Source organism: Romboutsia sp. Marseille-P6047 (assembly GCF_900604535.1).
Taxonomy (GTDB): domain Bacteria; phylum Bacillota; class Clostridia; order Peptostreptococcales; family Peptostreptococcaceae; genus Romboutsia_E.
Map to the genome: position 1 here is coordinate 236,341 of NZ_UWOT01000004.1, position 23,808 is coordinate 260,148.

Below are 23,808 nucleotides of genomic sequence, written 5' to 3' on the forward strand. Positions count from 1 at the left end.
TTTGTTTTTTATATACTATATATTATAATACAAAAAGGCATGCCTAAAAATAAATTTAATGTATTTTTAAACAGCCCTTAATTCTCTAATCTACGATTTTACTTCCACCTATAAATTCTCTTAATATTGATATTGAAGGTATATCTGATATATCATCTAACTCTACAAAATATTGAAGAAACTTTAATAACCTATTTGCTTCAATGTATGCACTACTATCATCTTTTATTTCTTCTAATAAAGGCTTAGCATATTTTTTTAGCACAGCTAACTCATATAAGCAAGCTGAGTTAAATATAATATCGGCTTCTTCTTGATAAGGAAATATATTCTTTTCTTCACCACGTCTTACTGAACTCCAATTTAAAATTGTAGTTTCTGCACTATAACCCCTAAAATTATAATCTCTTACTATTCTTCTTATTAGCCTTAAATCTGTAGTAGGTATTCTATTATGATCATCTAAATTTACTTGAGTAAGAGCACTCAGATATATCTTGAATTTCTCATTATTATCTATAGATGATGTTAGCATTGGATTTAAACCATGTATACCTTCTAATATTATAGGCTGATCTTTATCTATTTTTAGCTTTTTATTAGATTTAACTTGTTTACCTAATTTAAAATCAAATTTAGGTATGCAAACCTCTTTACCTTCTAACAAATCTTTTAAATCTTTATTAAACTGTTCTAGGTTAATAGCATAAATTGATTCAAAATCATAATTTCCATATTCATCTAATGGTGTAAGATCTCTATCTACAAAATAATTATCAAGTGATATAGTTACTGGCTTTAGATTATTCACTCTAAGATGTATACATAATCTATGTGCAAAACTAGTTTTCCCTGATGATGATGGCGCTGCAATTAGTACAATCCTTTTTTTCTGTAATTGAATTATATCTGCAATTTGCGATAACTTCTTTTCATGCAGTGCTTCTACAGTTCTTATTACATCACCATATTCTTTATTTTCTATTATTTTATTTAAATTTAGAACTTTTTCAACTCCAATAAGTTGAGACCATATCTCAGATTCATGATATATATTTGCTAACTTAGGTTGAGGTTTAAATTCCTTAGGAATATTCTTATTAGTATTACTTGGACCTAAGATTATTACTCCATTTTTATATAATTTTAAATCAAATGTTCTTATATACCCTGTTGATGGTAACATATGTCCATAAAAATGATCTATATAATCATTGCATTTATATATTTTCACATCATTATATTCTTTGTACTTTAATAGTTCTGCTTTATCTATCATGTTATATTCTTCAAATATAGATATCGCTTTTTCTTTTGTTGTACTTATCTTTTCTATTTTATAATTATTATCAATAATTTCTTTCATTTTATTCTTTATATTATCTATATCAACATCATTTAATCTTCTTCCTATATGAACTTCACAATATAATCCATTAGCTAATGAATGTTCTATAGTAACTCTTTTGTCCTTAAATAACTCATTACAAGCCATTATAAATATGAAGTTTAAAACCCTAGAGTATACTCTACCTCCATCTATATTCGTAGTATCTAAAAATTTTATACTACACTCTTCCTTTACAACATAATTTAACTCTTTTAACTTATTATCTATAAGTGCTAAAGTTATAATCCCATCTGATTCATTTTCTTTTGCTATATCTTCCAACTTTATTCCACTATTATCCTCAATAAAATAACTCTTAACTTTACCATTTATATTTAAATTTAATTTCCCCATGATCTTTCTCCCTTCTTTTTTATATATAGGAAAAAGAGGTATTAATACCTCTTTTTATACGCTTTTAAAATTCTTAGTGTATCTTCAATATCCATGTAATTCATTTCCAAAATCAAGTACTTTACATTTTTTTCTATAATTGATTTTATATGCTCCTCAGGTAAGATTCCTTTTCCTATACCAATATGGCTGTCTTTTTTTCCATCATTATCACTCAAATGAACTATCTCTATTTTGCTTAATTTATTTATATAATCATCTCTATTTATAGAAAATGACCTGTATCATAACAAAATATATATTCTTATTTTTAACACCATTAAATATATACTCAAAATCTTTAACATTGTCTCCAATATTTGAAAAATCACCATATTTAGAATATGTATTTTCTATTGTTATAGTAATATTTTTATCTAATTTATCATTATCAAAAAACTCTATACAATTATCTAAATATGACTCTCTACTTCTTCTTAATCTACTTGTCATTGCATATCCTAGATGTAAATTGAAGTATTTTATATTTAATATATTTATTTTTTCATTTATTTTATTGATAAATTCTATCCATGAATGTCTTATATATTTAATATTTTCACAAGTATTAAGTTCCATAGGAAGATGAATTCCTATAGATATATCTAATTTTTCAAATTCATTCATATAACTTAATAATTGATCACATTCTTCTAAGTTATCAATTCCAATTTCTATATGATTTATATCTTTATTATTTTTACAAATATCTAAAGCTTCATTTATATTAAATAAAAGAGCAGATATTCCAATTTTCATATTATCACCTATTTTACTGAACCAATTTCATTTAAAGGAAGTAATCTGATCATAACCTCACCTAAAATATCTTCTTCATCAACAAGACCTACTTCTTCTGATCTAGAGTCTTTACTATTTTCTCTATTATCTCCCATTACAAATATTTTTTCATCTGGTATAGTTATATCTATATCACCTGATGTATATGCATTATGTATGTATTCTTCTTCTAGCAATTCTCCATTTAAATAAACTTGAGAATCTTTTATAACTAAATGGTCACCAGGTATAGCTATAACTCTTTTTATTAAATCCTTTTCTTTTCCATTATCCTGTTTTAAATCAGTTTTAAAAACTATTATATCTTCTCTTTGTATATCTCCAAATTTATATGATAATCTATTTAAAATTAAGTAATCTTTATCATTTAATGTTGGATACATAGATTCTCCACTTACAATTGTTGGCTTAACAACTTGAACAATTAAAAATGCTAATACTAGTGAAACTGCTATAGTTTTCACCCAATCAATTATTTCTTTTTTTAATTTGTCACTCATTTTATCTCTCCTATGTCTTTTACTTAGAATGAATTTCTATTATTTTATTTAACTATTCCTATTTTATCAAAAGGATATAGTCTTACAGTAACCTTGCCTATTACATCACTTTCATCTACAAGCCCTACTTCTTCATATCTACTATCTAAACTTTTTTCTCTATTATCCCCCATAGCAAATATCTTATTTTCTGGAATTATAATATCTATATCTCCAGTTGTATATTGATTATGAATATATGGTTCATCAAGTAGTTTATAATCTACATAAACTTTAGAATCTTTTATAACTAAATGATTTCCTTCTGTTGCTATAACTCTTTTAACTAAATCCTTATGAGTCCCGTCCTCTTGAAGTAAGTTAGTTTTAAAAACTATTATATCACCAGTTTTTGGTGATTTTATTTTATAAGAAATTTTACTTATAATTAAATAGTCATTTTCTTCTAATGTCGGATACATTGATTCCCCTCTAACTAGGGTAGGTCTTATAAATTGAGTTATAATAATTGCAATCACAATAGCTGTTAAAATAATTTTAACCCATTCAAATACCGTATCTTTTAATAACTTTGACACCCATATCCTCTCCCCTAAAACACAATTTCAAACTAATAATTAGAATAGTTACCGATTAATTGTATTGCTATTTCATTAATATGGTCGTATTTATCTATGTTTATTCCTAAATCAAGTAACTCACAGGCCTTTACTAAATCTTTTGTAACTTCCATCGGATTCCCATATATATATTCAATATCTTCTTTGCTTACTCCTTTAAATCCATGACCTACAAGGCTATCATTTCTAAGTTTTATTAAATTTTCAAGCTTCTCTCCATTTAAAATTTCTAAAACCCTATCCATTCTTTTTGTTTGTCTTACATATCTGTGTATGTAGTTTGTTACACCATGAATTAAGTTAGCATTATATATATTATACTTCTTTTTTAAAGTGTATAGAATATTTTTCTTCGATACCATTCTCCCATGCATACATACTTTATATTTTTTATTTTCTTTTGTGTTTACAAAAATATATTTAAATAATGCTTCCTTTAATCTATACAATCTTCCTAAAAAATCTATATATTCCTCGTTAACTATTTGGATTTTTATATTTGCTATTAGCTCTGACATTATGTCTTCAGGTTCTCCAGCTATTAAATTTTCTAGATTAGTAATTAAAAATTGAACATCTCCTCTTGATAATATTTGAAAATCTATAGACTCCAAAATACTCAAGGCACTTTTAAAATCAAAATTAACAGCATATTTACATGACTTAATCAATAAATATAAATCTCCCTCTTCTATTCCACATTCTTCTAAAATCTCTAAAACTCCTCCGTAATCATATCTTTCTAAAAATTTAGCGATTACATATTCTTGAGTTTTATCCATAGAGTACATAAATTTACCTCCTAAAAATACCGTGTTATTTTTAGTATTTATCGAGATTATATATTTTATTAATAAATTGCTATTTTCTTCTCTGTCTAATTTTTTTTTGTCTTATTTTTATATATTTTAAAAATCTAATTTTAGATAGCTCCATATATCTATCTAGCTTATCTAGATTTATTTTCCAAAGCAATACTAAATAAGCTACAAATACTGATATTGACCATTTATATCTTATCATTAATATAAAATCAAAAACACCATGAATAAATATAGGTACTAATACCGACATCATAAGATACTGTCTTTTTTTAATCTGATTTTCTTCAAATTTATATTTTCCTATATAATATCCCATTGTAATAGCAAACATTATGTGTGCTGGGATAGAAATAATAGCTCTACTTAAACTAACTTGTAAAATTAATGATTCATTTTCATACAATATATATATTATATTTTCAATAGTTGCAAATCCTAAAGATAAAAATACAGAATATATTATTCCATCTAATTTTTCATTAAAATACTTCTCTTTTAATAAACTTGGTATTAATATCAATGCTTTTAAAGACTCTTCTGTAAGCCCTGCTACTACAAATGATATGTAAAATATAAAATCAATTCCATCTAATATATTAATATTTATTAATAATCGTTCAATGCCTATTCCTAATATACTTGTGACAATACCTAATATAAAGTATTTGATTAGTATAATTATAGGCTCTTTATCATATCTATCTTTTAAATAAATCCAAATTAAACAGGCTAACACAGGTGATATCGCCAATATTAAAACTCTTATCTTCATTACATTTTCCCTTTCTATTTATTTTATTTATTATTATTTCCATTTCCTTAACAAAATAAGATTTACTTCATAGAATAAAATATAATAAGGATTAAATCTCTCTAAAGAAAGGGTGATTATATGCAAGATGGTTTTTTAACTGTTAGTGTTACTGATTCCACAACAAATCGTCCCATAGAAGGTGCTACTATAAATATATACTCTATTCCTGAAAATAGTTCAGAAAGTCAAACAATTATATATAGTAATTTAAAAAGTAATATTTCTGGTCAAGTAACTAATTTATCACTACCTGCTCCAGATATTGCTTACTCACAACAACCTTCAGATGTTAAACCTTACAGTACTTATACTGTAGAAGTCATAGCGGATGGATATGAAACTGTAATTATAAATGGGACTCAATTATTTCCTACTATCGAGTCTAGACAAGGAGTTCCAATTAGTGCAAGACAAAGATCTCGTGGTTCATATTCTAGACAAAATGAGGTAGTATTTTATATACCTCCTAATACGTTATGGGGTGATTTTCCTCCTAAAATCCCAGAAAGTGATTTAAAACCTCTGCCTGCACCTACTGGATTTGTTGTTTTAGATAATCCTGTAGTTCCAGAATTTATAGTTGTTCATGATGGGCTTCCTGAAAATACGTCTGCTCCGAATTATTGGATACCTTTTAAAGAGTATATAAAAAATGTTGCTTCATCAGAAATTTATTCAACATGGCCAGAACAAACAATTTATGCCAATGTAATTGCCATAATTTCATTTACATTAAATAGGGTTTATACAGAATGGTATAGAAGTAAGGGTTATTCATATACGATAACATCTTCCACAGCTTATGATCATAAGTTTATTTATAATAGAAACTTTTTTGACACTATAAGTGTAGTTGTAGATGATATTTTTAATACATTTATAAAAAGACCTCCAACTTCCAGACAGCCACTTTTAGCACAATATTGTGATGGTCAAAAATCACAATGTCCAAACCAGATGACTCAATGGGGTAGTAAAGACTTAGGAGACCAAGGATACAGCTATGAAGGTATTCTAAGATATTTTTATGGAGATGAAATTGTATTTGATCAAGCTCCTGTTGTAAGTGGTGTTCCTGTATCTTACCCTAATGAAACTTTGCAAATTGGATCTAACAATAAGTATGTAAGAACGATACAAAATCAACTTAATGCTATATCAAGGTCTTATCCTGCTATACCTAAAGTTAAAGAAGACGGTATTTATGGAGAAAGTACTGCAGAGGCAGTAAGAACATTCCAAGGTATATTCGGATTACCTCAAAATGGAATTGTAGACTTTAAAACATGGTACGAATTATCAAGAATTTATGTTGCAGTTACAAAAATAGCTTCACTGAATCCTACTATTTAATAAATAAAATGACTATATATTAATAAAGTAATATATAGTCATTTTATTTATTAAGCTTAATTATTTAAATATGTCTACATACTCATCCTTTAGTATATGATTGAATATGTCTTTATTAATTCTAAACTCTGGTATACCTGCTGCATAAGGTGCTATTTCATATAGATCAAAAAATACAACTATATTATCATCCTGTATATAAAATTTCTGATTATCTTTTATAGATGTAAACTGATATATACCTAAATTATCTTTATCTTGTTTTACTAAATTTTCTATTTGATTTCTTATTTCATTATTTATTATACCTTTATAATCTGTATCTTTTTTAAACAGATCATTTAAATTTAAAAGTTGACCATTTTTCATATATACATTATATGCGATATTATTATAATCTCCATGAGCTCCTCCACTATACTTATAATAAGTCACCACTATACTAAGCATATTATTACTATTTTTCTTTACTTCAAAATTTGTATTTGCTATAAATTTATTATCTGCTTCTGGATAATTACTTAGATATGATTTAGCTTCTTCTATAGATTGATTATAAAAGTTCATTATCTCATTTCTAAGTATATCATTTATCTTTTTTTCTACTGCCTTATTCTCAGTCATAACTATAGGAATATTTATTATACTATTAATATATTTATCATTTTTATTTATAGTTTGAGTTTCTATATTAGCCACTATTTCATCTGTTTTTATCATTCTTATTTTAGATTTAAAAATACCAAGAGGTATCTTAAATTCAAATTCTCCTCTAGTATTACTTTCTTTATATGGATTAAAATAGATATTTATACCATCATCTCCTATATAAAAATTTGTATTTTTATCTATTTTAATTTTATTCTTATATTTTTTCAAATCTCCACTTTTTAAGCTTTTTTCGATATACCTTTCTATTACTTCTTGATAATCTTCATTATCTTTCAAAAAGTTATCCAAGTATATTCTTTGACCTGTTTTTAAATCAAATACATAACTATCTTTTTCTAATTTAAATTCATTTTTATTAAAATTTATATTTTTATAAATTATTATATTTATTAAATTTTCATCTTCATAAACTACATGATAGTTTATATCAATATTTACTTTAGATTTACTCTTATTGATATTACTTAGCTGTCTCTGATGATTAATATACTCATTAATATCTTTTCTTATATATGAATTTATATATCTTTCTACTTCATCATTTTCATAGTGAATTTTTGGTGTTTTTGCATCTATAAATATGTATTTATCTTTTATTGTCATTTTCTCTTCAGTTACCTTTATAACCTTTAGATACTCTCCAATACTAGTTTTTACTTCTTTTTTCAATATGAATATATCTCCTGACTTAACAGTAATTATAATTAAAATTCCAATAGCCAAAAATACAATTGGCTTAATCCAGTTCTTAGCTACTTTCATTAAACTTCCTCCTAAATATAACTCTTCTAATTATATTTAGACTTTTTAAGTGTTTTTATCCATTAAAATAAGGATTTAAATAACTAAATTTATAGTTATTTAAATCCTTTAATTATCTTTACTATAGCTATCAATATTACTACTATTTCTAATCTTCCAAATAGCATCCCTATAATTTCTGTCCATAATACAATAGGTGGAGCTGATGCACTAGTTATCCCTATAGATAGCCCAACTGTACCTAATGCAGATGAAAATTCAAACATTGCATCTTCCAAAGGATAATTATATGCAAGCATAACTCCTACACCAAAGATAAATATGAATAAATATAAAGTGATATAATTATAAACTTCCATCATATTTTCTTTATTTATAAAATGCTTGCCCTCTGGTTTATATACATAATTACTATAAACCATATGTTCAGGCAATAATCGTCTTTTTATATTCCAAAAAATTTGTTTTAATATTAAATATACTCTATACAGCTTTATACCACCAGAGGTTGATCCTGAACCTCCACCAATAAGCATCAATATAATCATAATAAAAATCGCAAATGATGGCCATCTATTATAACTAACTGTAGAATATCCTGTTGTTGATAGTGCTGATACAGTTTCAAATACTGATACTCTAATTAATTTATTTATATCAGAATATATATATCTTAGTGATATAAATGCAACTAAAGGTATAGCTATACCTAAAATTAAAAACATAAACCTAATTTCACCAATCTTTATTACTTTTTTAAACTTTCCATTTATTATCAATAAATGAGTTGCAAAACTAGTAGTTCCAAGAATCATTAAAATAATAGTTATTAATTCTATATGAACATTATTATAAAATCCTATACTTTCTGATTTAACTGAAAAACCACCTGTAGATAAAGAACCTATAGCATGGTTTATTGCATCAAATAAAGGCATACCAAACAAAACATATAATATAGTCCCTGAAATTATATATCCCAGATACATTGAAATTATAATTCTTGATGACTTTACTAGGTTAGGAAGTAACTTATCTGTATGCCCTTCAGAATTATAAAGACTCATTCCAAATAATGATGATAAGGCAGAAAGCATAACTAGTATGATTCCTACTCCACCAAAAAACTGCATTATACTTCTAAAAATAAGAAATATCTTAGGAGTTGATTCTACATTTATAACAGATAATCCTGTTGTTGTCCATCCACTTACAGACTCAAAAAATGCTTGAGTAAAATTTAATTTTTGACCTAATATAAATGGTATTGCACATAATACAGTTGCTAATATCCAACCTAGTACTACTATTAAGGCATCTTCTCCTACTGATAATGTTGTTTCTTTATTATGTTTTGATATCTTATTAAGTATGCATCCTAATAAAATAGATATTAATGACGGTATAATAAAATCAAATATATATTTTACTTCATCAGGGTAAAAAGGTAATATCAAAAGTGGTAGTAATAGTATTAATCCTACTATAAAGCTTAAAATACCAATACAATAAAGTACTCCTTTAAAATCATTTATTTTTTTTAAAACCATAGTGCTACTTACCTTCACTCACATTTTTTATAACGTCATCTTGTATATTTTCATCACAAAGTATTATAAGCTTATCATATGGAATTATTTTCGTACTACCATTTGGAATAATACTATTTGAACCTCTTATAATGCACCCTATTATAGATTTTTGTGGTAAATTAATTTCACTTATATATTTATTACATATATTATAACTATCTTTTACCCCAATTTCTAAAATATTAATTTTACTATTATTTATAGGAATAAAGTTATATATATCATCTACCATAGCCATTTGTTCAATAATATCTGATACTATATATGTCGCACTTATTACATCGTTAACACCTAATAATTTAAATACCTCTACATTTTGTGGATTTGAAACTACTGAGAATACTTTTTTGACATTATATATATTCTTAGCTAATTTACATATTGTCAAATTACTTGCATCCTTCGATGTTATCGCTATTAGTACATCACAACTCTTAATCCCCGATTCCTCTAAAATATAACTTTTACTTCCATCTCCACAAATAACATCGCAATTATAATTCTCACTAAGAAACTTACAATATTCATAATCTTTATTTACAACAGAAACTTTATGCTTCTTATTTAAAAGCGACTTTAATAAAAATTCAGTTTTTTTTCTTCCACCTACAATTACAATTTTCATTTAACAAACACCTACTCTTTTTGTTAATACATTAGTTTCACTTTCATCCATTTGTATTAATTTTTCAAACTCATTTATAGTTAAAGTAATAGGTTCAATTAAACTTATATTTGTATCTTTATATGCAACTTCTTTTTCAGAATCGTATAGTCTTGATATAACTTTATTTACATTAAATACCTTTTTAGCAATTAAGGATACTGCTATATTAACATCATCATCATTTGTAGCTGCTACTAACATTGTTGCTTTTTTTATTCCTGCGTTAATAAGTACATTAATATCTGTAGCATCTCCTATAATTTCAAATCCACTATAACTTTTTGATAGCTTTCTAAATGAATTGTTTTCTATATCTATAATTACAACATCCTTACCACTTAGTGATAAAGTTGTAGCTATATTAGTACCAAATCTGCTACATCCTACTACTATTATATATTCAAAATAACTATCCTTCATCTTACATCACCTTCTAATCAAATTTCATTTATCTATTACTTATATTCACAGTATAATTAATTTGATATAAAGATTGTGTGAAGATATATATATTGATGTAAAGATTTTATTAAGATTATTTATTCATCAATTAACTTATATCCAACTCCTACCTCTGTTTTTATATATTCAGGTTTAGCTGGATTTTTTTCTATTTTTCTTCTTATATTTGCCATAAATACTCTCAGTGATTGTGTGTCTGTATCTAGATATCCTCCCCAAACTTTATCAATTATGAATTTATGTGTAAGTACTTTACCTGCATTTTTGCATAATAATTCCATTAGTTTATATTCTATTGGAGTTAAGTGAATCTCATTATCATCTATAATTACTTCATGTTTTTCAAAATCAATTTTTAAGTTTTTAACTTCAAATTTAGTTATAGCTTTATTTTTATCCATATTATTAATACTCCTATGTCTAAGAGCTACTCTAATTCGTGCCAAAAGCTCTGGAACACTAAATGGCTTTGTTAAGTAATCATCAGCACCTAAATCAAGTGCATTTACTTTTTCTCTTTCTTGCTCTCTTGCAGATACAACTATTATGTTTGATAACGTTACATCTCTTATTTTCTTTATAACCTCGGTTCCATCTATATCTGGTAGACCTAAGTCTAAAATTATTATATCTGGATTTATAGAATAAACTAAACTTATTGCATTAGTTCCACTTTGTGTTTCTATACATTCATATCCTTGTGTCTCAAGTGATACTTTTATAAATTTACTTATTGGTTTTTCATCTTCTACGATTAATATTAGTGGCTTTAAACTCATTATTCTTCTCCTCCTCCACAAGGCAACTTAAATCTAAAGGTTGCTCCACCTAAGCTATTATTAAAAGCTTCTATATCACCATTATGAGCTTCTATTATAGACTTACATATAGATAAACCTAACCCCACACCTCTTTTATCTAAAGACCTACCATTATTTTTGCTATAAAATCTATCAAATATATATTCTATATCCTCGTCCTTTAATCCATATCCATTATCCTCAACTTCAAAGTATACATAATCATTTATTTTCATAACCTTTACTATTATTTCAGAATAATCTGGAGTATATCTAATTGCATTATCAATTATATTTATCAGTACCTGTTCTATTAATAATCCATCTACATTTAAAATAATTACTTCATCAGGTATATCTACATTAATCTTATGATTTTTAGAGTATTTTTCAACTATAGAAATCGCTTCTGCTACTATTTCCTCAACAACTTCTAAGTTTTTTTTGATCTCTAATCTTCCTTCATCCACTTTAGTTATACTAATTATATTTTCAACAGATCTTGTTAGCCAACTTGCATCATCATAGATATTTTTTAAAAGATCTTTTTTAGTAACTTCATCTATAGACTCATAATTTTCTATCATAGCAGATGATGACCCCATTATTCCAGCTAATGGTGTTCTTAAATCATGTGATATAGATCTTAATAAATTACTTCTTAGTCTCTCTGTTTCAACAGCTAAATTTGCTTGTTTTGTTCTTTCATACAAATCTTCTCTTTCAATCGCTATAATAACTTGATTACAAATTGATTTTAATAGTAACTTTTCATTTTCTGTTAATGATTTCTTGTTAAAACATGCAACCCCTATAACCCCTAAGACATTGTCATTACTTTTTATTGGGTAGTTGAATATCAAAGCATCTTGATATAAATCAGTTCCTATTCCTGTCTCTTTACCTAATATAAAACTTTCCTTAAATGAACATTTTTCTAAAGGTGATTGAAATAGACTATGTCCATCTTCTTCTTTAAATTCATATATAACCGGTTTTTTTAGGTTCCCATCTGAATCAATTATAGAAGTGGCAACTGATTTACCTAATATATCTACTAAGCTTTTATTACATACTTCTATGATTTCACATTTATTTTTTGCTTTTAATAATTTTTTACTATTTTTATATAGCAGTCTAATTTTATATTCTCTTAAATTAGATTTTTCTACTTCCCTTTTTATTTTAGATGTTAATGTACTTGTTATTATAGCTGATATTAACATAATAAAAAAAGTTATTGGATAATCAGCTCTATATGCTAAAAAAGTATAGTATGGTTCTGTAAAAAAGAAATTAAATATCAATACACCAAGTATAGATGATAAAATTCCAAATAAATACCCGTTTGTTATACTTGAGGAAAATAAAACCCCTAGTATGATGACTAATATTATGCTCGATTCATTTAGTTGAATTTGCTTAAAAAACAACGCTATAAGCGTTGATATTGACATAATAAGTATAATTTTTAATAAATTTATTACTAATATATATTTTTTAGGTTTATTTTTTTTATAAGCATAGCTATTCTCTGTAACACTATCATATATATCATCTAAATCCATATATAGATACCTCCTTATAACCACTTTATTAAATTATATGTATAATTTAATAAAAACACAATATAAGTAAAAATGCATGCTTCAATCATATATTAACTTATATGAATTGAAGCATGCACTTGACTATATTCTTACTAAGTGACCTATGTTTTTCTCATCATATTCTATTTTATAAAACTCACTTTCATTGCTATAAATTTTATCTCCGTAGTCTATATCTTCTATATTTAAACTATAGCGAAAGTTTGTTATTCTTTGTAGGTTTTTATCTGCTGATTTGAATGTTGGATCAAGATCATATGATGCTCTATAGTGTTTTCTTGCTAAATCTAAGTTCCCTTGTAGCTCATACATAATACCTAGTAAATTATGAGCCTCTGGATTAGAATCATTTTCTAGTATAAGATTATATATATGATTTTTAGCTAATTTGTAATCATATTTTTTTAAGTAATTTATTGCTTTATCCATTTCTTCATAATAACTTATTTTATATTCAAACGATAACATATTATTGCTCCTTTTTTAATCATCTTTTATACTTAATATCTTATAAAATCTTATATAAATATGGTATTAAGATAATTAATATAGGATAAAGATTCTGTTAAATTTTAATATATTACATATTAAAGTAATTTACTCCTATAGCATCTCTGACTTCTTTTAAAGTATATGTTGCTACATTCCTTGCAACATTACTTCCTTCTTTTAAAATTTCATATAAATAGTCTCTATCCTTTTCATATTCTTTTCTTCTATTCCTAATTGGCTCTAACTGTGATTGTAGTACTTCATTTAGATATTTTTTTACCTTTATATCACCTAATCCACCCCTTGTATAATTTTCTTTTAATTCTTCTAGATATATTCTATCTTTACAGAATATGTCTAAATATGTGAATACTGTATTATTTTTAATGTTTCCTGGATCTTCAATCCTTATATGATTTGGGTCCGTGTACATATTCATAACCTTGCTATTTATAGTATCTGGATCATCACTTAAGTATATAGCATTACCTAATGATTTACTCATTTTAGATTTTCCATCAATCCCTGGCATTCTAGCTGCATTTCCCTTAGGATATATACCTTTTGGTTCTATAAGAATCTCCCCATATATAGAGTTAAAACTTCTAACTAATTCCCTTGTTTGCTCTATCATAGGCTCTTGATCTTCTCCAACTGGAACTATACTAGCTTTAAATGCAGTTATATCTGCTGCTTGACTTACTGGATATATAAGAAATCCTGCTGGTATACTCGCTTGAAAATTTCTTTGTTTAATTTCATATTTTATAGTTGGGTTTCTTTCAAGTCTAGATACTGTAACTAAATTTAAATAGTGCATTGTTAACTCATTAAGTTCAGGTATTTGAGATTGTATAAATATATTTGATTTACTTGGATCTATACCAACTGATAAGTAATCTAATAAAACTTCTAATAAGTTATTTCTTATTTTCTCTGGATTTCTTGCATTATCAGTTAACGCTTGTTGGTCTGCTATCATTATAAACATTTCATATTTATCTGTATTTTGAAGCTCAACTCTATTTTTTAATGAACCTGTGTAGTGTCCTAAATGTAATTTTCCTGTAGGTCTATCCCCTGTTAATATAACCTCTTTATTCATATTTACATCTCCTTATAAATTTATAAAAAAACTCCATCCTATATAGGACAGAGTTTCTAATTGCCAACTAATTTGTCTAAAGATTTAATTCTTAATAGTTTGTTAGATAATTATTTAATGCTTCTACTACCCCATCTTCATCATTAGACTTTGCCTCATAACTACAAACTTCCTTTAACTTTGGATGAGCATTTGCCATTGCATAACTATGTTTACATTCTTGCATCATTTCATAATCATTTAAATAATCTCCAAATGCCATGCATTCATCATATGATATAGAATAAATCTCTTGAAGTCTTTTTATTGCTTGGCCTTTGTTTATATCAAGATTCATAAAATCTACCCAATTCTCACCTGATAAGCAAACAAGTAATTTATCACTAAATTTTTGTAATTTAGGATAGCTATTTTTTTCGGCTCCATTTCCATCATAAACTGCTATTTTACATATTCTATCTTTATTTATTACTTCTAATATATTCTCTACTATTTCCAAATGTTCATAATACATTTTTGCATTATATAAAAATTCTGTATCATCATTTTCAACATATGCTGATTTTTCCCCACATAATATAGGATATACATTATCCATTTTTCTTATTAATTGAATTGGTTCAATTAAGTTTTCTTCATATATCTCACTAATAAATATACTCTCTTCACCTTCAAATACTATCGAACCATTATCACTTATAAATATTAAATCATTTTTTATCTCTTCAAATATTTTTAATAAATTATAATATTGTCTACCACTTGCTATTGCAAATTTAACATTCTTTTCCTTTAATTTATTTATTGTTTCAAATAAATTTGGTGATAATTCTTTTTTACTATTTAACAAAGTTCCATCCATATCTGCTGCTACTAATTTTATCATAAATATATTTCCCCCTTGTGGTCTAATTCATAAAATACTCTACCTATATATTATAATATAACCATAAAAATTACTTGCTTTAAATATCTATACAAAAGATAATACTATACACCACATAGGTATTGCAAGCATTGAAAGTATTGTTGTTAAAACGACACATTTACTTGCAAACTCTGCATCTCCACCATATTTAGATGCTAAAATTGCAGTTGTACTTCCAGCAGGCATACCAGCTAAAACAACTGCTACTCCCGTTATTAAAGATTGTATATTAGTTATTTTACATCCAACTAAAACTATAAGGGGGATTATAATTAATCTTAATAAAGAAAATGCCCACATAAGCTTTGATGACATATCTTTTATATCAACATCTGCAAGTATTGAACCTATTAAAATCATGGATATTGATGTTGTACATCCGCTAATACTTTTAATAGTATCACTTAAAAATATCGGTAATTTAATTTGAAATATCATAATAATAAGCCCTATTCCAACTGCTACTATACATGGATGAGTTACTACTTTTTTTATTAAGTCTTTTTTACTAGAGGATTCAGTAAAATAAGAAAGTCCTGCAGACCACATTACAATTCTTTGAGGTATTAAGTAAATAGATGCGTATAAAAGTCCCATCGATCCATAAATTCCTTCTGCTACAGGATTACCTAAGAATCCTGCGTTAGAACAAACAGTTGCATATTGAAGTACTGTACGTCTTTCCTTATTAACCTTTTGAAATAATGTAGAGCTTAGAAATGTGCATACAAATTGAAGTAAACAAGATACTAATAGAATAGTTATTCCATTTATCAATATATCTTTTGAAAATTCAACATAAAAAGAATTTATAACATTACATGGTAAGATAACATTTATAACAATATCAGTAATAACATTTTTTCCTTATTCCGTAATAACATCTTTCTTTTTTAATACTATACCAATTACAACTAGTAAAAACATCATAATTTGCAAATTAATCAATCCACTAAAATCCATAAATATATATTATCCTCCCAAAATTAACATTTTTTATAATCTAGCTTAATATTATACTCTTATTTCTTAAAAATAAAAATGGCTAAACAGAATCTGTTTAGCCATTTTTGATCATATTAGTGTATTTTTATTGTACTTTTTTTAACTTAACTATAGTTTCAACATGAGGAGTATTTGGGAACATATCCATACACTTAACTTTTTCTACATCATATCCAAACTTTTTAAATTCAACTAAGTCTAAAACTAAAGTCTTTGGATTACATGAAATATAAACTATTTCTTTCGCACCAAATCCTGATATATCCCTTATAGCATCTTTATGAACACCTGGTCTTGGTGGATCAACTATTATTAAATCAGGCTTAACTTTAAAGTTTTTAACAGTCTTAGCAACATCACCTGCTACAAATTCACAATTATCTAATCCATTTAATTTAGCATTATTATTAGCTGCAACAACTGCTTCCTCTATTAATTCGATTCCGTAAACTTTTTTAGCTGCACCAGCCATAACTTGTCCTATTGTTCCTGTACCACTATATAAGTCAAATACTACTTTATTTTCATGATCACCTACAAACTCTCTAGCTATTGTATAAAGTTTTTCAGCTCCTTTAGTATTTGTCTGGAAGAATGAGAATGGAGATATTGTAAATTTAAGTCCTAATAGTTCTTCATTGATATAATCTCTACCATGTAATACTCGTAATTCATCACATTGAACTGCATCAGCAAGCCCATCATTTATAGTATGCAATATACTTACTATTTCTGCATCTGTATCAAGATTTAATAACATTTCTTTATATTCAGTCATATCAAAATCTTCTTGAGATGAAGTAACTATATTAACCATTAATTCATTAGTGTTTATACCTTTTCTCACAACAAGATTTCTAAGGTATCCTTTATGGCTCATACATCTGTAATATGGCAATTTTTTTTCATCAAAATATTTAACAGTTGAAGTTAATACTTTTATAAAATCCTTATCTACTAGTAAACATCCATCAACAGTTAATATATCTATGTGTCTACCTTTTTTATGAAGACCTAATGTAAGTGGTCCATCTTTCATTTCATCTCCAAAAGTGTACTCCATTTTATTTCTATAAAGCCTATTTTGAGGGCTACCCTCTATCCCTAAAAATTGGAATCCAAATATATCTTGACTTAAAAATAAGTCCATAACTTGTCTTTCTTTTATTTCAAGTTGCTTTTCATATGGAACAGATAATATAGAGCACCCTCCACATTCTCCAAAATGTTTACAAGTAGTTGCTGTTTCTATTGGTGATTTTTCTAATACTTCTATCATCTTAACTTCTGCTTTTTTACTTCTAGCCTTTTTTACTACCGCTTTAACTTTTTGTCCACTTATTCCGCCCTTCATGTGGATTTCTCTCTTATCTAGCATACTAACAGTAGTTCCGCCAAACTCCATTTTATCTACTTCAAATTCAATTATGTCTCTTCTTTTCACTGTATTTCCTCCGCTAAATTATATATTTAAAACTATCTTTCTTCTATTAGTTTTATTTCTTCCTCAGTTAACTCTCTATACTCTCCTAAAGCTAAACTTTCATCTAATTTTAATTTTCCCATAGAAAGTCTTTTTAAGTATACTACTTTTTTACCTACACTCTCAAACATTCTTTTTACCTGGTGGAATTTTCCTTCATGTATAGTTAATTCTATTTCTGACTCTTCATCACTTTTCAATATTTTTAATTGTGAAGGCATAGTCTCATACCCATCATCTAAAATAACACCTTTTTCAAATGCCCTTATATCTTCATCAGTAACTACTCCATCTATTTTAGCATAATAAGTTTTTGGTACATGCTTTTTAGGAGATAAAACTCTATGAGATAATTGACCGTCATTAGTAAGTACTAATAATCCTTCAGTATCTTTATCTAATCTACCAACTGGAAATGGTTCAAATACCAAGTATGAAGAATCTATTAAATCTAGTACTATAGGATCTCTTTTATCAAAAGTTGCACTTATATATCCATCTGGCTTATTCATCATTAGATATATGAATTCTCTATATGTAACTTTTTCTCCATTAAATAATATTTCATCTTTTTCTGTATCTACTTGTAATCCTGGATTAGATACAGTTTTTCCATTAACTACTATGATACCTTGCTTGCAATACTTTTTTATCTCCGCTCTACTTCCACAACCTATATTTGAAAGTACTTTATCAATACGTAATTTTTTTGCCATTTATATTACCTTTCCTTAAGTAAAAATTTTGACCTCATTTAACAATATAACCATCATTTACGGTAGTTATAATAAAAATTTCTTCTCATACTAATTTATAGATATTATTATACTTTTATTTTAAAGTTATTACAATTTACTATATACCTTTTTTTATTTTAAAGTTATAATATAGAAGATGGGTAAATTTTATAAATATCGTTTTATGGAGGTTTAACTATGTTAGTTTCTGCTAAAGAAATGTTAAATAAAGCAAGAGAAGGGAAATATGCTGTAGGTCAATTCAACATAAACAACTTAGAATGGACTAAGGCAATATTATTAACAGCTCAAGAAAACAATTCACCAGTTATATTAGGTGTATCTGAAGGTGCTGGAAAATACATGGGTGGTTATAAAACTATAGTTGGAATGGTAAATGGAATGTTAGAAGAATTAAACATAACAGTTCCAGTTGCTCTTCACTTAGACCATGGTAGCTATGAAGGAGCATTAAAAACAATAGAAGCAGGATTCTCTTCTGTTATGTTTGATGGTTCTCACTACTCTATAGAAGAAAATATATCTAAAACAAAAGAAATAATATCAATAGCAAATTCTAAAGGTATATCTGTAGAAGCAGAAGTTGGTTCTATAGGTGGAGAAGAAGATGGTGTTGTTGGTGCTGGTGAAATAGCAGATCCTGCTGAATGTAAGCAAATAGCTGAATTAGGTGTTGATATGTTAGCTGCTGGTATAGGTAATATACATGGTAAATATCCAGAAAACTGGGCAGGGTTAAACTTCGATGCTCTTGCTGCTATAAACGAAGCTACAGGTGAAATGCCATTAGTATTACATGGTGGTACTGGTATACCTGAAGATATGATAAAAAAAGCTATATCATTAGGGGTTTCTAAAATAAATGTTAATACAGAGTGTCAATTAGTATTTGCTGATGCTACTCGTAAATACATAGAATCTGGAAAAGATTTAGAAGGTAAGGGATTTGACCCTCGTAAATTATTAGCTCCAGGATTTGAAGCTATAAAAGCATGTGTTAAAGAAAAAATGGAATTATTCGGTTCAATAAATAAAGCATAATTCTTAAACTATATATTATAAATGTAAAAGGGAATGTTTTAAACATTCCCTTTTACATTTACTAGCTATAAAATTTAGATGCTCCTACTAACTGTCTTTTAGATACTATTTTTGCTAAGTTCGTAAGTGATGATATCTTTATATCTTCAAAGCTTACTAAAAATACAAACTTAAAGTCTGTAAATTCTTGATCAATATTATAAACATCAAAGAAACATCTTATATTATCCACTAAATATTTATCTTGTAACTCAGCTTCAATTTCATCTGTTGCATCCTTTAAATAAACTCTTATATCATCAAAAATAACATCGAAGTAAGATTCATCTATATTTTCTCCCATTTCATCTAACAACTCTTCTATCTCTTCCATAGAAAATATATCTTCTGATAATTTACAATCAAATGCCATCATATTATTTTGTTTTATACTATTTGATATATCTTGTACATATTCAAAATCTGGGCGCAAATTTAAAATATCCTTTACTTCATTGCTATTCGCTCGAAAATTTCCTTTTCTGTTTTTTAATTTTAACTCTATCATTAAATCGCCTCCCCCATAATAAGTGTTAGTAGTTACTTTGTATTAAATCTTTTATCTGACTCCAATTACTTACTCTAGTTATTCTATTGTGATCAATGTCTTTATTGTAGTTTGTATCTATTAAGATAACGTCTATTCCTGCATTAGCTATTTGAATAGCATTCCAAGGGTTATCTTCTATAAATATATGACAACCTAATTCTCTTGCTTTTTCTATTTTATAATCGCTACCTAGTAAATATACCTCTATGTCTGAAAAACCTTTTTGTTTTAGCCAGTTAGTTGTAATATCAGTCAAATCTGAGCTCCTTGCTGTAACGAAATATAGGTTATTTGTTGCACATAATTCAGCTATAACCTCATTTGCACCTTCAATAACTTCTGCTTCTTCATAAGCATGCATATATTCATTATGAAATTTACCTAATAAGTCTTCCATGTCATCTCCGTATAACTCTTTCCAGTCAAGAGTTGTACATTCTTTTTCAGTTAAGTTCTTATTATACATATCATTTAAATACGGTAGGAAATGGTAAGGACTAGTTATTGTCCCATCTATATCAACACATATGTTTAATTTTTTCATAAACCCCTCCACTAATATCTTCTAAATTAATAGTTTTAAATTATAGTACAACTTCAATTATAAATTAAAATCTATAATCTAAGTATATGTATATAATACCAAAAAGCTTGCCTAATAAGGCAAGCTTTTTAATATTTTATACTTATTCTTCATTTATTTCTTCTTTTAAGTCTGTTACTTTTTCTTTAAAGCTAGATATATGATTATCTGATAGTTTTAAATACTCCGTTATTTTACCTATATATTTAGGATTTTTTGTTTCTAAAAGTTTAACTGCATTTTCCATAGCTTTTTCTCTTAGCTCATATGCTTTTTTTACATCATCCCTTGCATTACTAAGAACTAATTCATATTCACCCTTAGATAAACTTGGTATATCCATACTTTCATATATATCGATTACATCTCTACACATTTCCTGTGCATATAAAATATCATCTTTAATTTGTGATATTTTACTAAGACTTTTAGCTATGTCTTTAGTATATGGAATACATTCCCTCATAGGAATTAATGCTACCCTTTCTATATCATAAATATCTTTTTTAAATTCATCTAACTTTTCTAAATCAGTTACTTTATTATTTTTTATAACAGATTCATCCTTTTCAGTCTCCATATTGATTTTCTCATCTTCAATTTTAGATACTGATTTATCTTTATTTTCTTTTTCTTTATTTTCTTCCCTTGCAATATTATTTTTCATGCTATTATCAAAGTTTGATTCATATTTTTCTTTATATCTTTGATCAATATCAGAATTTTTATAATACAAAGATTCCTCTATTTTACTAAGTCCACTCATATATACATTACTAATTGCTATAGTTGTAACCAGTACAACATATATACTTCCATATATACATGAGCGTTTTAAGTTTTTATAATTTCTAAATAATATTATTAGGGGTATAACATATAAAAATATGAATACTAATATCCATCTCATTTACTAAATTCTCCTTTATAAATAAAATTAATATTTCCCCCCATTTTTATATTATTTACATTTAATTTACTTATTAATCTAATATTTTAACTAAATTAAAATTTAAATAGTCACAAGAAGCTAATATATACTCTACTCCATTTCGAATTCCTTTAAGTCCCATCTTAAAAGATTCTCTTCCATGTAGATGACCATATATAACTTTTTCTACATTATATTCTTCATACAGCTTTGTAAATATTGACTCTTCTAATTTATCATTAGTAGGTGGATAATGAGTTATGACTATTATCTTTTCATATCCTTTTTTTCTAGCTGATTCTAAAGATATTCTTATACGATTTTCTTCTCTTTTATATATCTGTTCATCCTTACTATCAAATTTTACATCATTTGGGCAAATCCACCCTCTACCACCACATATAGCATAGTCTTCATACTCGTAAAAGTTAGTTTGTAAGAATTTGCAATTATCATATAACTTATTTAGATTTGTAACTGTAGTCCACCAATAATCATGATTTCCCTTTATAAAAATCTTATTACCTTCAAGTTCACTTATTATATCTAAATCAGATTTAGCCTCTGATAAATTTATCCCCCAAGAGGTATCTCCTAATACAAGAACTGTATCTTCTTTCTTTACTTTACTTTTCCAGCTTTCTATTATTTTCTCTTCATGATTATTCCAGTTACCTCCAAATATATTCATCGGCTTATTTACAGATGTTGAAAAATGTAAGTCTCCTATTGCATATAAACTCATACTTAATTCCTCTCTTTTGTGTCCTAAATTTAATCAAAAGAGCCACCCCAAAATTATTTGAGACGGCTCCCCCTTTATTTCTTTCTAGTGTCTTTATACACTTCTAATAAATCATCTATTTCTCTTTTTAATCTAATTATCTCTGTTATATCTTCTTCGTTATCAATTTTGTCTAATCTTCTTTGATAAATTATTGCCTTATGAGTATCTCCTAGGTTGTATAACTCTTGAATTTTATTGAGTATATCCCTAACTGTTACAGTTTTCACTTGATACATTACTTGAGCCTTCATTATATCTTCTCTTATTTCACTCATTTCTTGATCTAATAAGAACGCAGCATCTGCTGCTCTTCTCAATCTTACTGCTAGATCTTCTGGTATATAATGCTCATATTTATACTTTAAAGAATGCTCTATAGTAGCCCAAAAGTTCATTGCTAAAGTCCTAATTTGTATCTCACATAAAATCTCTTTTGAACCAGCTATTGAATTTATTGGGTACTTTATTATAACGTGATAACTTCTATACCCGCTATCTTTAAAATTCTTTATATAATCTTTTTCATACACAATGCTCATATCACTTCTATTTTTAATTAAGTTTACTATAGTATATATATCTTCAACAAACTGGCACATTATTCTTATACCAGCTATATCTTCCATAGTACCTTCTATATCATCTATATCAAGTCTTTTAGCCTTCGATATAATTGAGGCTATTTTCTTAGTTCTTCCTGTAACAAATTCAATTGGGGAATATTCTCCCTTAGTTAAAAATTCTTTTCTTATATTTTTAAATTTAACTTTTAGTTCTTCTACCGCATGTTCATAAGGAGCCAATACTTCATCCCATCTTTCATATTCCATCTTGCTCACCCTTTAT

General features: G+C 26.5%; 26 protein-coding genes. 2 read left to right on the forward strand and 24 right to left on the reverse strand.

Features of this window, described 5'->3' with window-relative positions; genetic code table 11:
- Nucleotides 1-85: 85 nt before the first annotated feature.
- From EIH23_RS06095 to EIH23_RS06120, 7 genes are all read right to left on the reverse strand, one after another.
- Nucleotides 86-1,744 carry a nucleoside kinase gene (locus EIH23_RS06095; protein WP_122639339.1) on the reverse strand — a complete coding sequence of 553 codons (1,659 nt, stop codon included), beginning with the start codon at nucleotides 1,742-1,744 and terminating at the stop codon, nucleotides 86-88.
- 41 nt (nucleotides 1,745-1,785) lie between these two features.
- Entirely contained in the window at nucleotides 1,786-1,962 is a 177-nt protein-coding gene (locus EIH23_RS16525; RefSeq protein WP_243113333.1) for a hypothetical protein, read from the reverse strand.
- A gap of 43 nt (nucleotides 1,963-2,005) precedes the next feature.
- A complete protein-coding gene (locus tag EIH23_RS06100; RefSeq protein WP_243113334.1) occupies nucleotides 2,006-2,542 on the reverse strand; it encodes a hypothetical protein in 537 nt (178 codons plus the stop codon).
- An 8-nt stretch (nucleotides 2,543-2,550) separates the two neighbouring features.
- Nucleotides 2,551-3,084, reverse strand: coding sequence for a signal peptidase I (gene lepB / locus EIH23_RS06105; RefSeq protein WP_122639340.1), 534 nt, complete (start codon nucleotides 3,082-3,084; stop codon nucleotides 2,551-2,553).
- A gap of 44 nt (nucleotides 3,085-3,128) precedes the next feature.
- Nucleotides 3,129-3,662: a signal peptidase I gene (gene lepB / locus EIH23_RS06110; protein ID WP_122639341.1), complete on the reverse strand. Its 534-nt coding sequence runs from the start codon at nucleotides 3,660-3,662 to the stop codon at nucleotides 3,129-3,131.
- 32 nt (nucleotides 3,663-3,694) lie between these two features.
- Nucleotides 3,695-4,495, reverse strand: coding sequence for a hypothetical protein (locus EIH23_RS06115; RefSeq protein WP_122639342.1), 801 nt, complete (start codon nucleotides 4,493-4,495; stop codon nucleotides 3,695-3,697).
- Between the two features lie 70 nt (nucleotides 4,496-4,565).
- Nucleotides 4,566-5,300 (reverse strand): PrsW family intramembrane metalloprotease, encoded by a 735-nt coding sequence (locus EIH23_RS06120; protein ID WP_122639343.1) that lies wholly within the window; start codon nucleotides 5,298-5,300, stop codon nucleotides 4,566-4,568.
- Nucleotides 5,301-5,420: 120 nt separating this feature from the next.
- Between EIH23_RS06120 and sleC the strand changes: the two genes are divergently transcribed.
- Nucleotides 5,421-6,695 (forward strand): spore cortex-lytic germination protein SleC, encoded by a 1,275-nt coding sequence (gene sleC, locus EIH23_RS06125; RefSeq protein WP_122639344.1) that lies wholly within the window; start codon nucleotides 5,421-5,423, stop codon nucleotides 6,693-6,695.
- A 60-nt stretch (nucleotides 6,696-6,755) separates the two neighbouring features.
- On the opposite strand, the gene EIH23_RS06130 is transcribed toward sleC, so the two are convergent.
- From EIH23_RS06130 to EIH23_RS06185, 12 genes are all read right to left on the reverse strand, one after another.
- Nucleotides 6,756-8,129, reverse strand: a complete 1,374-nt coding sequence (locus EIH23_RS06130) for a DUF3298 domain-containing protein (RefSeq protein ID WP_122639345.1) — start codon at nucleotides 8,127-8,129, stop codon at nucleotides 6,756-6,758.
- A 95-nt stretch (nucleotides 8,130-8,224) separates the two neighbouring features.
- Nucleotides 8,225-9,679 (reverse strand): TrkH family potassium uptake protein, encoded by a 1,455-nt coding sequence (locus EIH23_RS06135; protein ID WP_122639346.1) that lies wholly within the window; start codon nucleotides 9,677-9,679, stop codon nucleotides 8,225-8,227.
- A 4-nt stretch (nucleotides 9,680-9,683) separates the two neighbouring features.
- Nucleotides 9,684-10,346, reverse strand: coding sequence for a potassium channel family protein (locus tag EIH23_RS06140; RefSeq protein WP_122639347.1), 663 nt, complete (start codon nucleotides 10,344-10,346; stop codon nucleotides 9,684-9,686).
- A complete protein-coding gene (locus EIH23_RS06145) occupies nucleotides 10,347-10,808 on the reverse strand; it encodes a potassium channel family protein (RefSeq protein ID WP_122639348.1) in 462 nt (153 codons plus the stop codon).
- Between the two features lie 119 nt (nucleotides 10,809-10,927).
- The gene (locus tag EIH23_RS06150; RefSeq protein WP_122639349.1) at nucleotides 10,928-11,629 is read right to left on the reverse strand and encodes a response regulator; all 702 of its coding nucleotides are present in this window, start codon (nucleotides 11,627-11,629) and stop codon (nucleotides 10,928-10,930) included.
- Nucleotides 11,629-13,218 (reverse strand): DUF4118 domain-containing protein, encoded by a 1,590-nt coding sequence (locus EIH23_RS06155; protein WP_243113335.1) that lies wholly within the window; start codon nucleotides 13,216-13,218, stop codon nucleotides 11,629-11,631. The genes EIH23_RS06150 and EIH23_RS06155 overlap by 1 nt, the downstream gene beginning before the upstream one ends.
- 123 nt (nucleotides 13,219-13,341) lie before the next feature.
- Nucleotides 13,342-13,728, reverse strand: coding sequence for a tetratricopeptide repeat protein (locus tag EIH23_RS06160; RefSeq protein WP_122639350.1), 387 nt, complete (start codon nucleotides 13,726-13,728; stop codon nucleotides 13,342-13,344).
- 112 nt (nucleotides 13,729-13,840) lie between these two features.
- Entirely contained in the window at nucleotides 13,841-14,857 is a 1,017-nt protein-coding gene (trpS, locus tag EIH23_RS06165; RefSeq protein ID WP_122639351.1) for a tryptophan--tRNA ligase, read from the reverse strand.
- A 91-nt stretch (nucleotides 14,858-14,948) separates the two neighbouring features.
- On the reverse strand, nucleotides 14,949-15,743 hold the full coding sequence (locus EIH23_RS06170; protein ID WP_122639352.1) for an HAD family hydrolase: 795 nt from the start codon (nucleotides 15,741-15,743) through the stop codon (nucleotides 14,949-14,951).
- Between the two features lie 87 nt (nucleotides 15,744-15,830).
- Nucleotides 15,831-16,640 carry an AEC family transporter gene (locus EIH23_RS06175; RefSeq protein WP_330566184.1) on the reverse strand — a complete coding sequence of 270 codons (810 nt, stop codon included), beginning with the start codon at nucleotides 16,638-16,640 and terminating at the stop codon, nucleotides 15,831-15,833.
- 235 nt (nucleotides 16,641-16,875) lie between these two features.
- Nucleotides 16,876-18,234: a 23S rRNA (uracil(1939)-C(5))-methyltransferase RlmD gene (rlmD, locus tag EIH23_RS06180; RefSeq protein ID WP_122639353.1), complete on the reverse strand. Its 1,359-nt coding sequence runs from the start codon at nucleotides 18,232-18,234 to the stop codon at nucleotides 16,876-16,878.
- 32 nt (nucleotides 18,235-18,266) lie between these two features.
- Nucleotides 18,267-18,989, reverse strand: coding sequence for a pseudouridine synthase (locus tag EIH23_RS06185; RefSeq protein ID WP_122639354.1), 723 nt, complete (start codon nucleotides 18,987-18,989; stop codon nucleotides 18,267-18,269).
- A 219-nt stretch (nucleotides 18,990-19,208) separates the two neighbouring features.
- Between EIH23_RS06185 and fba the strand changes: the two genes are divergently transcribed.
- Nucleotides 19,209-20,072: a class II fructose-1,6-bisphosphate aldolase gene (gene fba, locus EIH23_RS06190; RefSeq protein ID WP_122639355.1), complete on the forward strand. Its 864-nt coding sequence runs from the start codon at nucleotides 19,209-19,211 to the stop codon at nucleotides 20,070-20,072.
- A gap of 61 nt (nucleotides 20,073-20,133) precedes the next feature.
- Here the strand turns inward: fba and EIH23_RS06195 are convergent, their stop codons facing one another.
- The 5 genes from EIH23_RS06195 to EIH23_RS06215 all read right to left on the reverse strand — a co-directional run bounded on the left by EIH23_RS06195 (nucleotide 20,134) and on the right by EIH23_RS06215 (nucleotide 23,792).
- The gene (locus EIH23_RS06195; protein ID WP_122639356.1) at nucleotides 20,134-20,619 is read right to left on the reverse strand and encodes a hypothetical protein; all 486 of its coding nucleotides are present in this window, start codon (nucleotides 20,617-20,619) and stop codon (nucleotides 20,134-20,136) included.
- A 25-nt stretch (nucleotides 20,620-20,644) separates the two neighbouring features.
- Complete coding sequence (locus EIH23_RS06200) at nucleotides 20,645-21,205, reverse strand: 5' nucleotidase, NT5C type (RefSeq protein ID WP_122639357.1); 561 nt, start codon at nucleotides 21,203-21,205, stop codon at nucleotides 20,645-20,647.
- A 142-nt stretch (nucleotides 21,206-21,347) separates the two neighbouring features.
- Nucleotides 21,348-22,154, reverse strand: a complete 807-nt coding sequence (locus tag EIH23_RS06205) for a hypothetical protein (RefSeq protein WP_122639358.1) — start codon at nucleotides 22,152-22,154, stop codon at nucleotides 21,348-21,350.
- A gap of 73 nt (nucleotides 22,155-22,227) precedes the next feature.
- On the reverse strand, nucleotides 22,228-22,920 hold the full coding sequence (locus tag EIH23_RS06210; RefSeq protein WP_122639359.1) for a metallophosphoesterase: 693 nt from the start codon (nucleotides 22,918-22,920) through the stop codon (nucleotides 22,228-22,230).
- A 74-nt stretch (nucleotides 22,921-22,994) separates the two neighbouring features.
- Entirely contained in the window at nucleotides 22,995-23,792 is a 798-nt protein-coding gene (locus EIH23_RS06215; RefSeq protein ID WP_122639360.1) for a GTP pyrophosphokinase, read from the reverse strand.
- Between the last annotated feature and the right edge of the window lie 16 nt (nucleotides 23,793-23,808).

Excerpts from the sequence above, each read along its gene's own strand:
- EIH23_RS06095 (WP_122639339.1), bottom strand. The coding sequence starts at position 1,744 with ATGGGGAAATTAAATTTAAATATAAATGGTAAAGTTAAGAGTTATTTT.
- EIH23_RS06100 (WP_243113334.1), bottom strand. The coding sequence starts at position 2,542 with ATGAAAATTGGAATATCTGCTCTTTTATTTAATATAAATGAAGCTTTA.
- lepB (WP_122639340.1), bottom strand. The coding sequence starts at position 3,084 with ATGAGTGACAAATTAAAAAAAGAAATAATTGATTGGGTGAAAACTATA.
- EIH23_RS06115 (WP_122639342.1), bottom strand. The coding sequence starts at position 4,495 with ATGTACTCTATGGATAAAACTCAAGAATATGTAATCGCTAAATTTTTA.
- EIH23_RS06120 (WP_122639343.1), bottom strand. The coding sequence starts at position 5,300 with ATGAAGATAAGAGTTTTAATATTGGCGATATCACCTGTGTTAGCCTGT.
- sleC (WP_122639344.1), top strand. The coding sequence starts at position 5,421 with ATGCAAGATGGTTTTTTAACTGTTAGTGTTACTGATTCCACAACAAAT.
- EIH23_RS06130 (WP_122639345.1), bottom strand. The coding sequence starts at position 8,129 with ATGAAAGTAGCTAAGAACTGGATTAAGCCAATTGTATTTTTGGCTATT.
- EIH23_RS06135 (WP_122639346.1), bottom strand. The coding sequence starts at position 9,679 with ATGGTTTTAAAAAAAATAAATGATTTTAAAGGAGTACTTTATTGTATT.
- EIH23_RS06140 (WP_122639347.1), bottom strand. The coding sequence starts at position 10,346 with ATGAAAATTGTAATTGTAGGTGGAAGAAAAAAAACTGAATTTTTATTA.
- EIH23_RS06145 (WP_122639348.1), bottom strand. The coding sequence starts at position 10,808 with ATGAAGGATAGTTATTTTGAATATATAATAGTAGTAGGATGTAGCAGA.
- EIH23_RS06150 (WP_122639349.1), bottom strand. The coding sequence starts at position 11,629 with ATGAGTTTAAAGCCACTAATATTAATCGTAGAAGATGAAAAACCAATA.
- EIH23_RS06155 (WP_243113335.1), bottom strand. The coding sequence starts at position 13,218 with ATGGATTTAGATGATATATATGATAGTGTTACAGAGAATAGCTATGCT.
- EIH23_RS06160 (WP_122639350.1), bottom strand. The coding sequence starts at position 13,728 with ATGTTATCGTTTGAATATAAAATAAGTTATTATGAAGAAATGGATAAA.
- trpS (WP_122639351.1), bottom strand. The coding sequence starts at position 14,857 with ATGAATAAAGAGGTTATATTAACAGGGGATAGACCTACAGGAAAATTA.
- EIH23_RS06170 (WP_122639352.1), bottom strand. The coding sequence starts at position 15,743 with ATGATAAAATTAGTAGCAGCAGATATGGATGGAACTTTGTTAAATAGT.
- EIH23_RS06185 (WP_122639354.1), bottom strand. The coding sequence starts at position 18,989 with ATGGCAAAAAAATTACGTATTGATAAAGTACTTTCAAATATAGGTTGT.
- fba (WP_122639355.1), top strand. The coding sequence starts at position 19,209 with ATGTTAGTTTCTGCTAAAGAAATGTTAAATAAAGCAAGAGAAGGGAAA.
- EIH23_RS06195 (WP_122639356.1), bottom strand. The coding sequence starts at position 20,619 with ATGATAGAGTTAAAATTAAAAAACAGAAAAGGAAATTTTCGAGCGAAT.
- EIH23_RS06200 (WP_122639357.1), bottom strand. The coding sequence starts at position 21,205 with ATGAAAAAATTAAACATATGTGTTGATATAGATGGGACAATAACTAGT.
- EIH23_RS06205 (WP_122639358.1), bottom strand. The coding sequence starts at position 22,154 with ATGAGATGGATATTAGTATTCATATTTTTATATGTTATACCCCTAATA.
- EIH23_RS06210 (WP_122639359.1), bottom strand. The coding sequence starts at position 22,920 with ATGAGTTTATATGCAATAGGAGACTTACATTTTTCAACATCTGTAAAT.
- EIH23_RS06215 (WP_122639360.1), bottom strand. The coding sequence starts at position 23,792 with ATGGAATATGAAAGATGGGATGAAGTATTGGCTCCTTATGAACATGCG.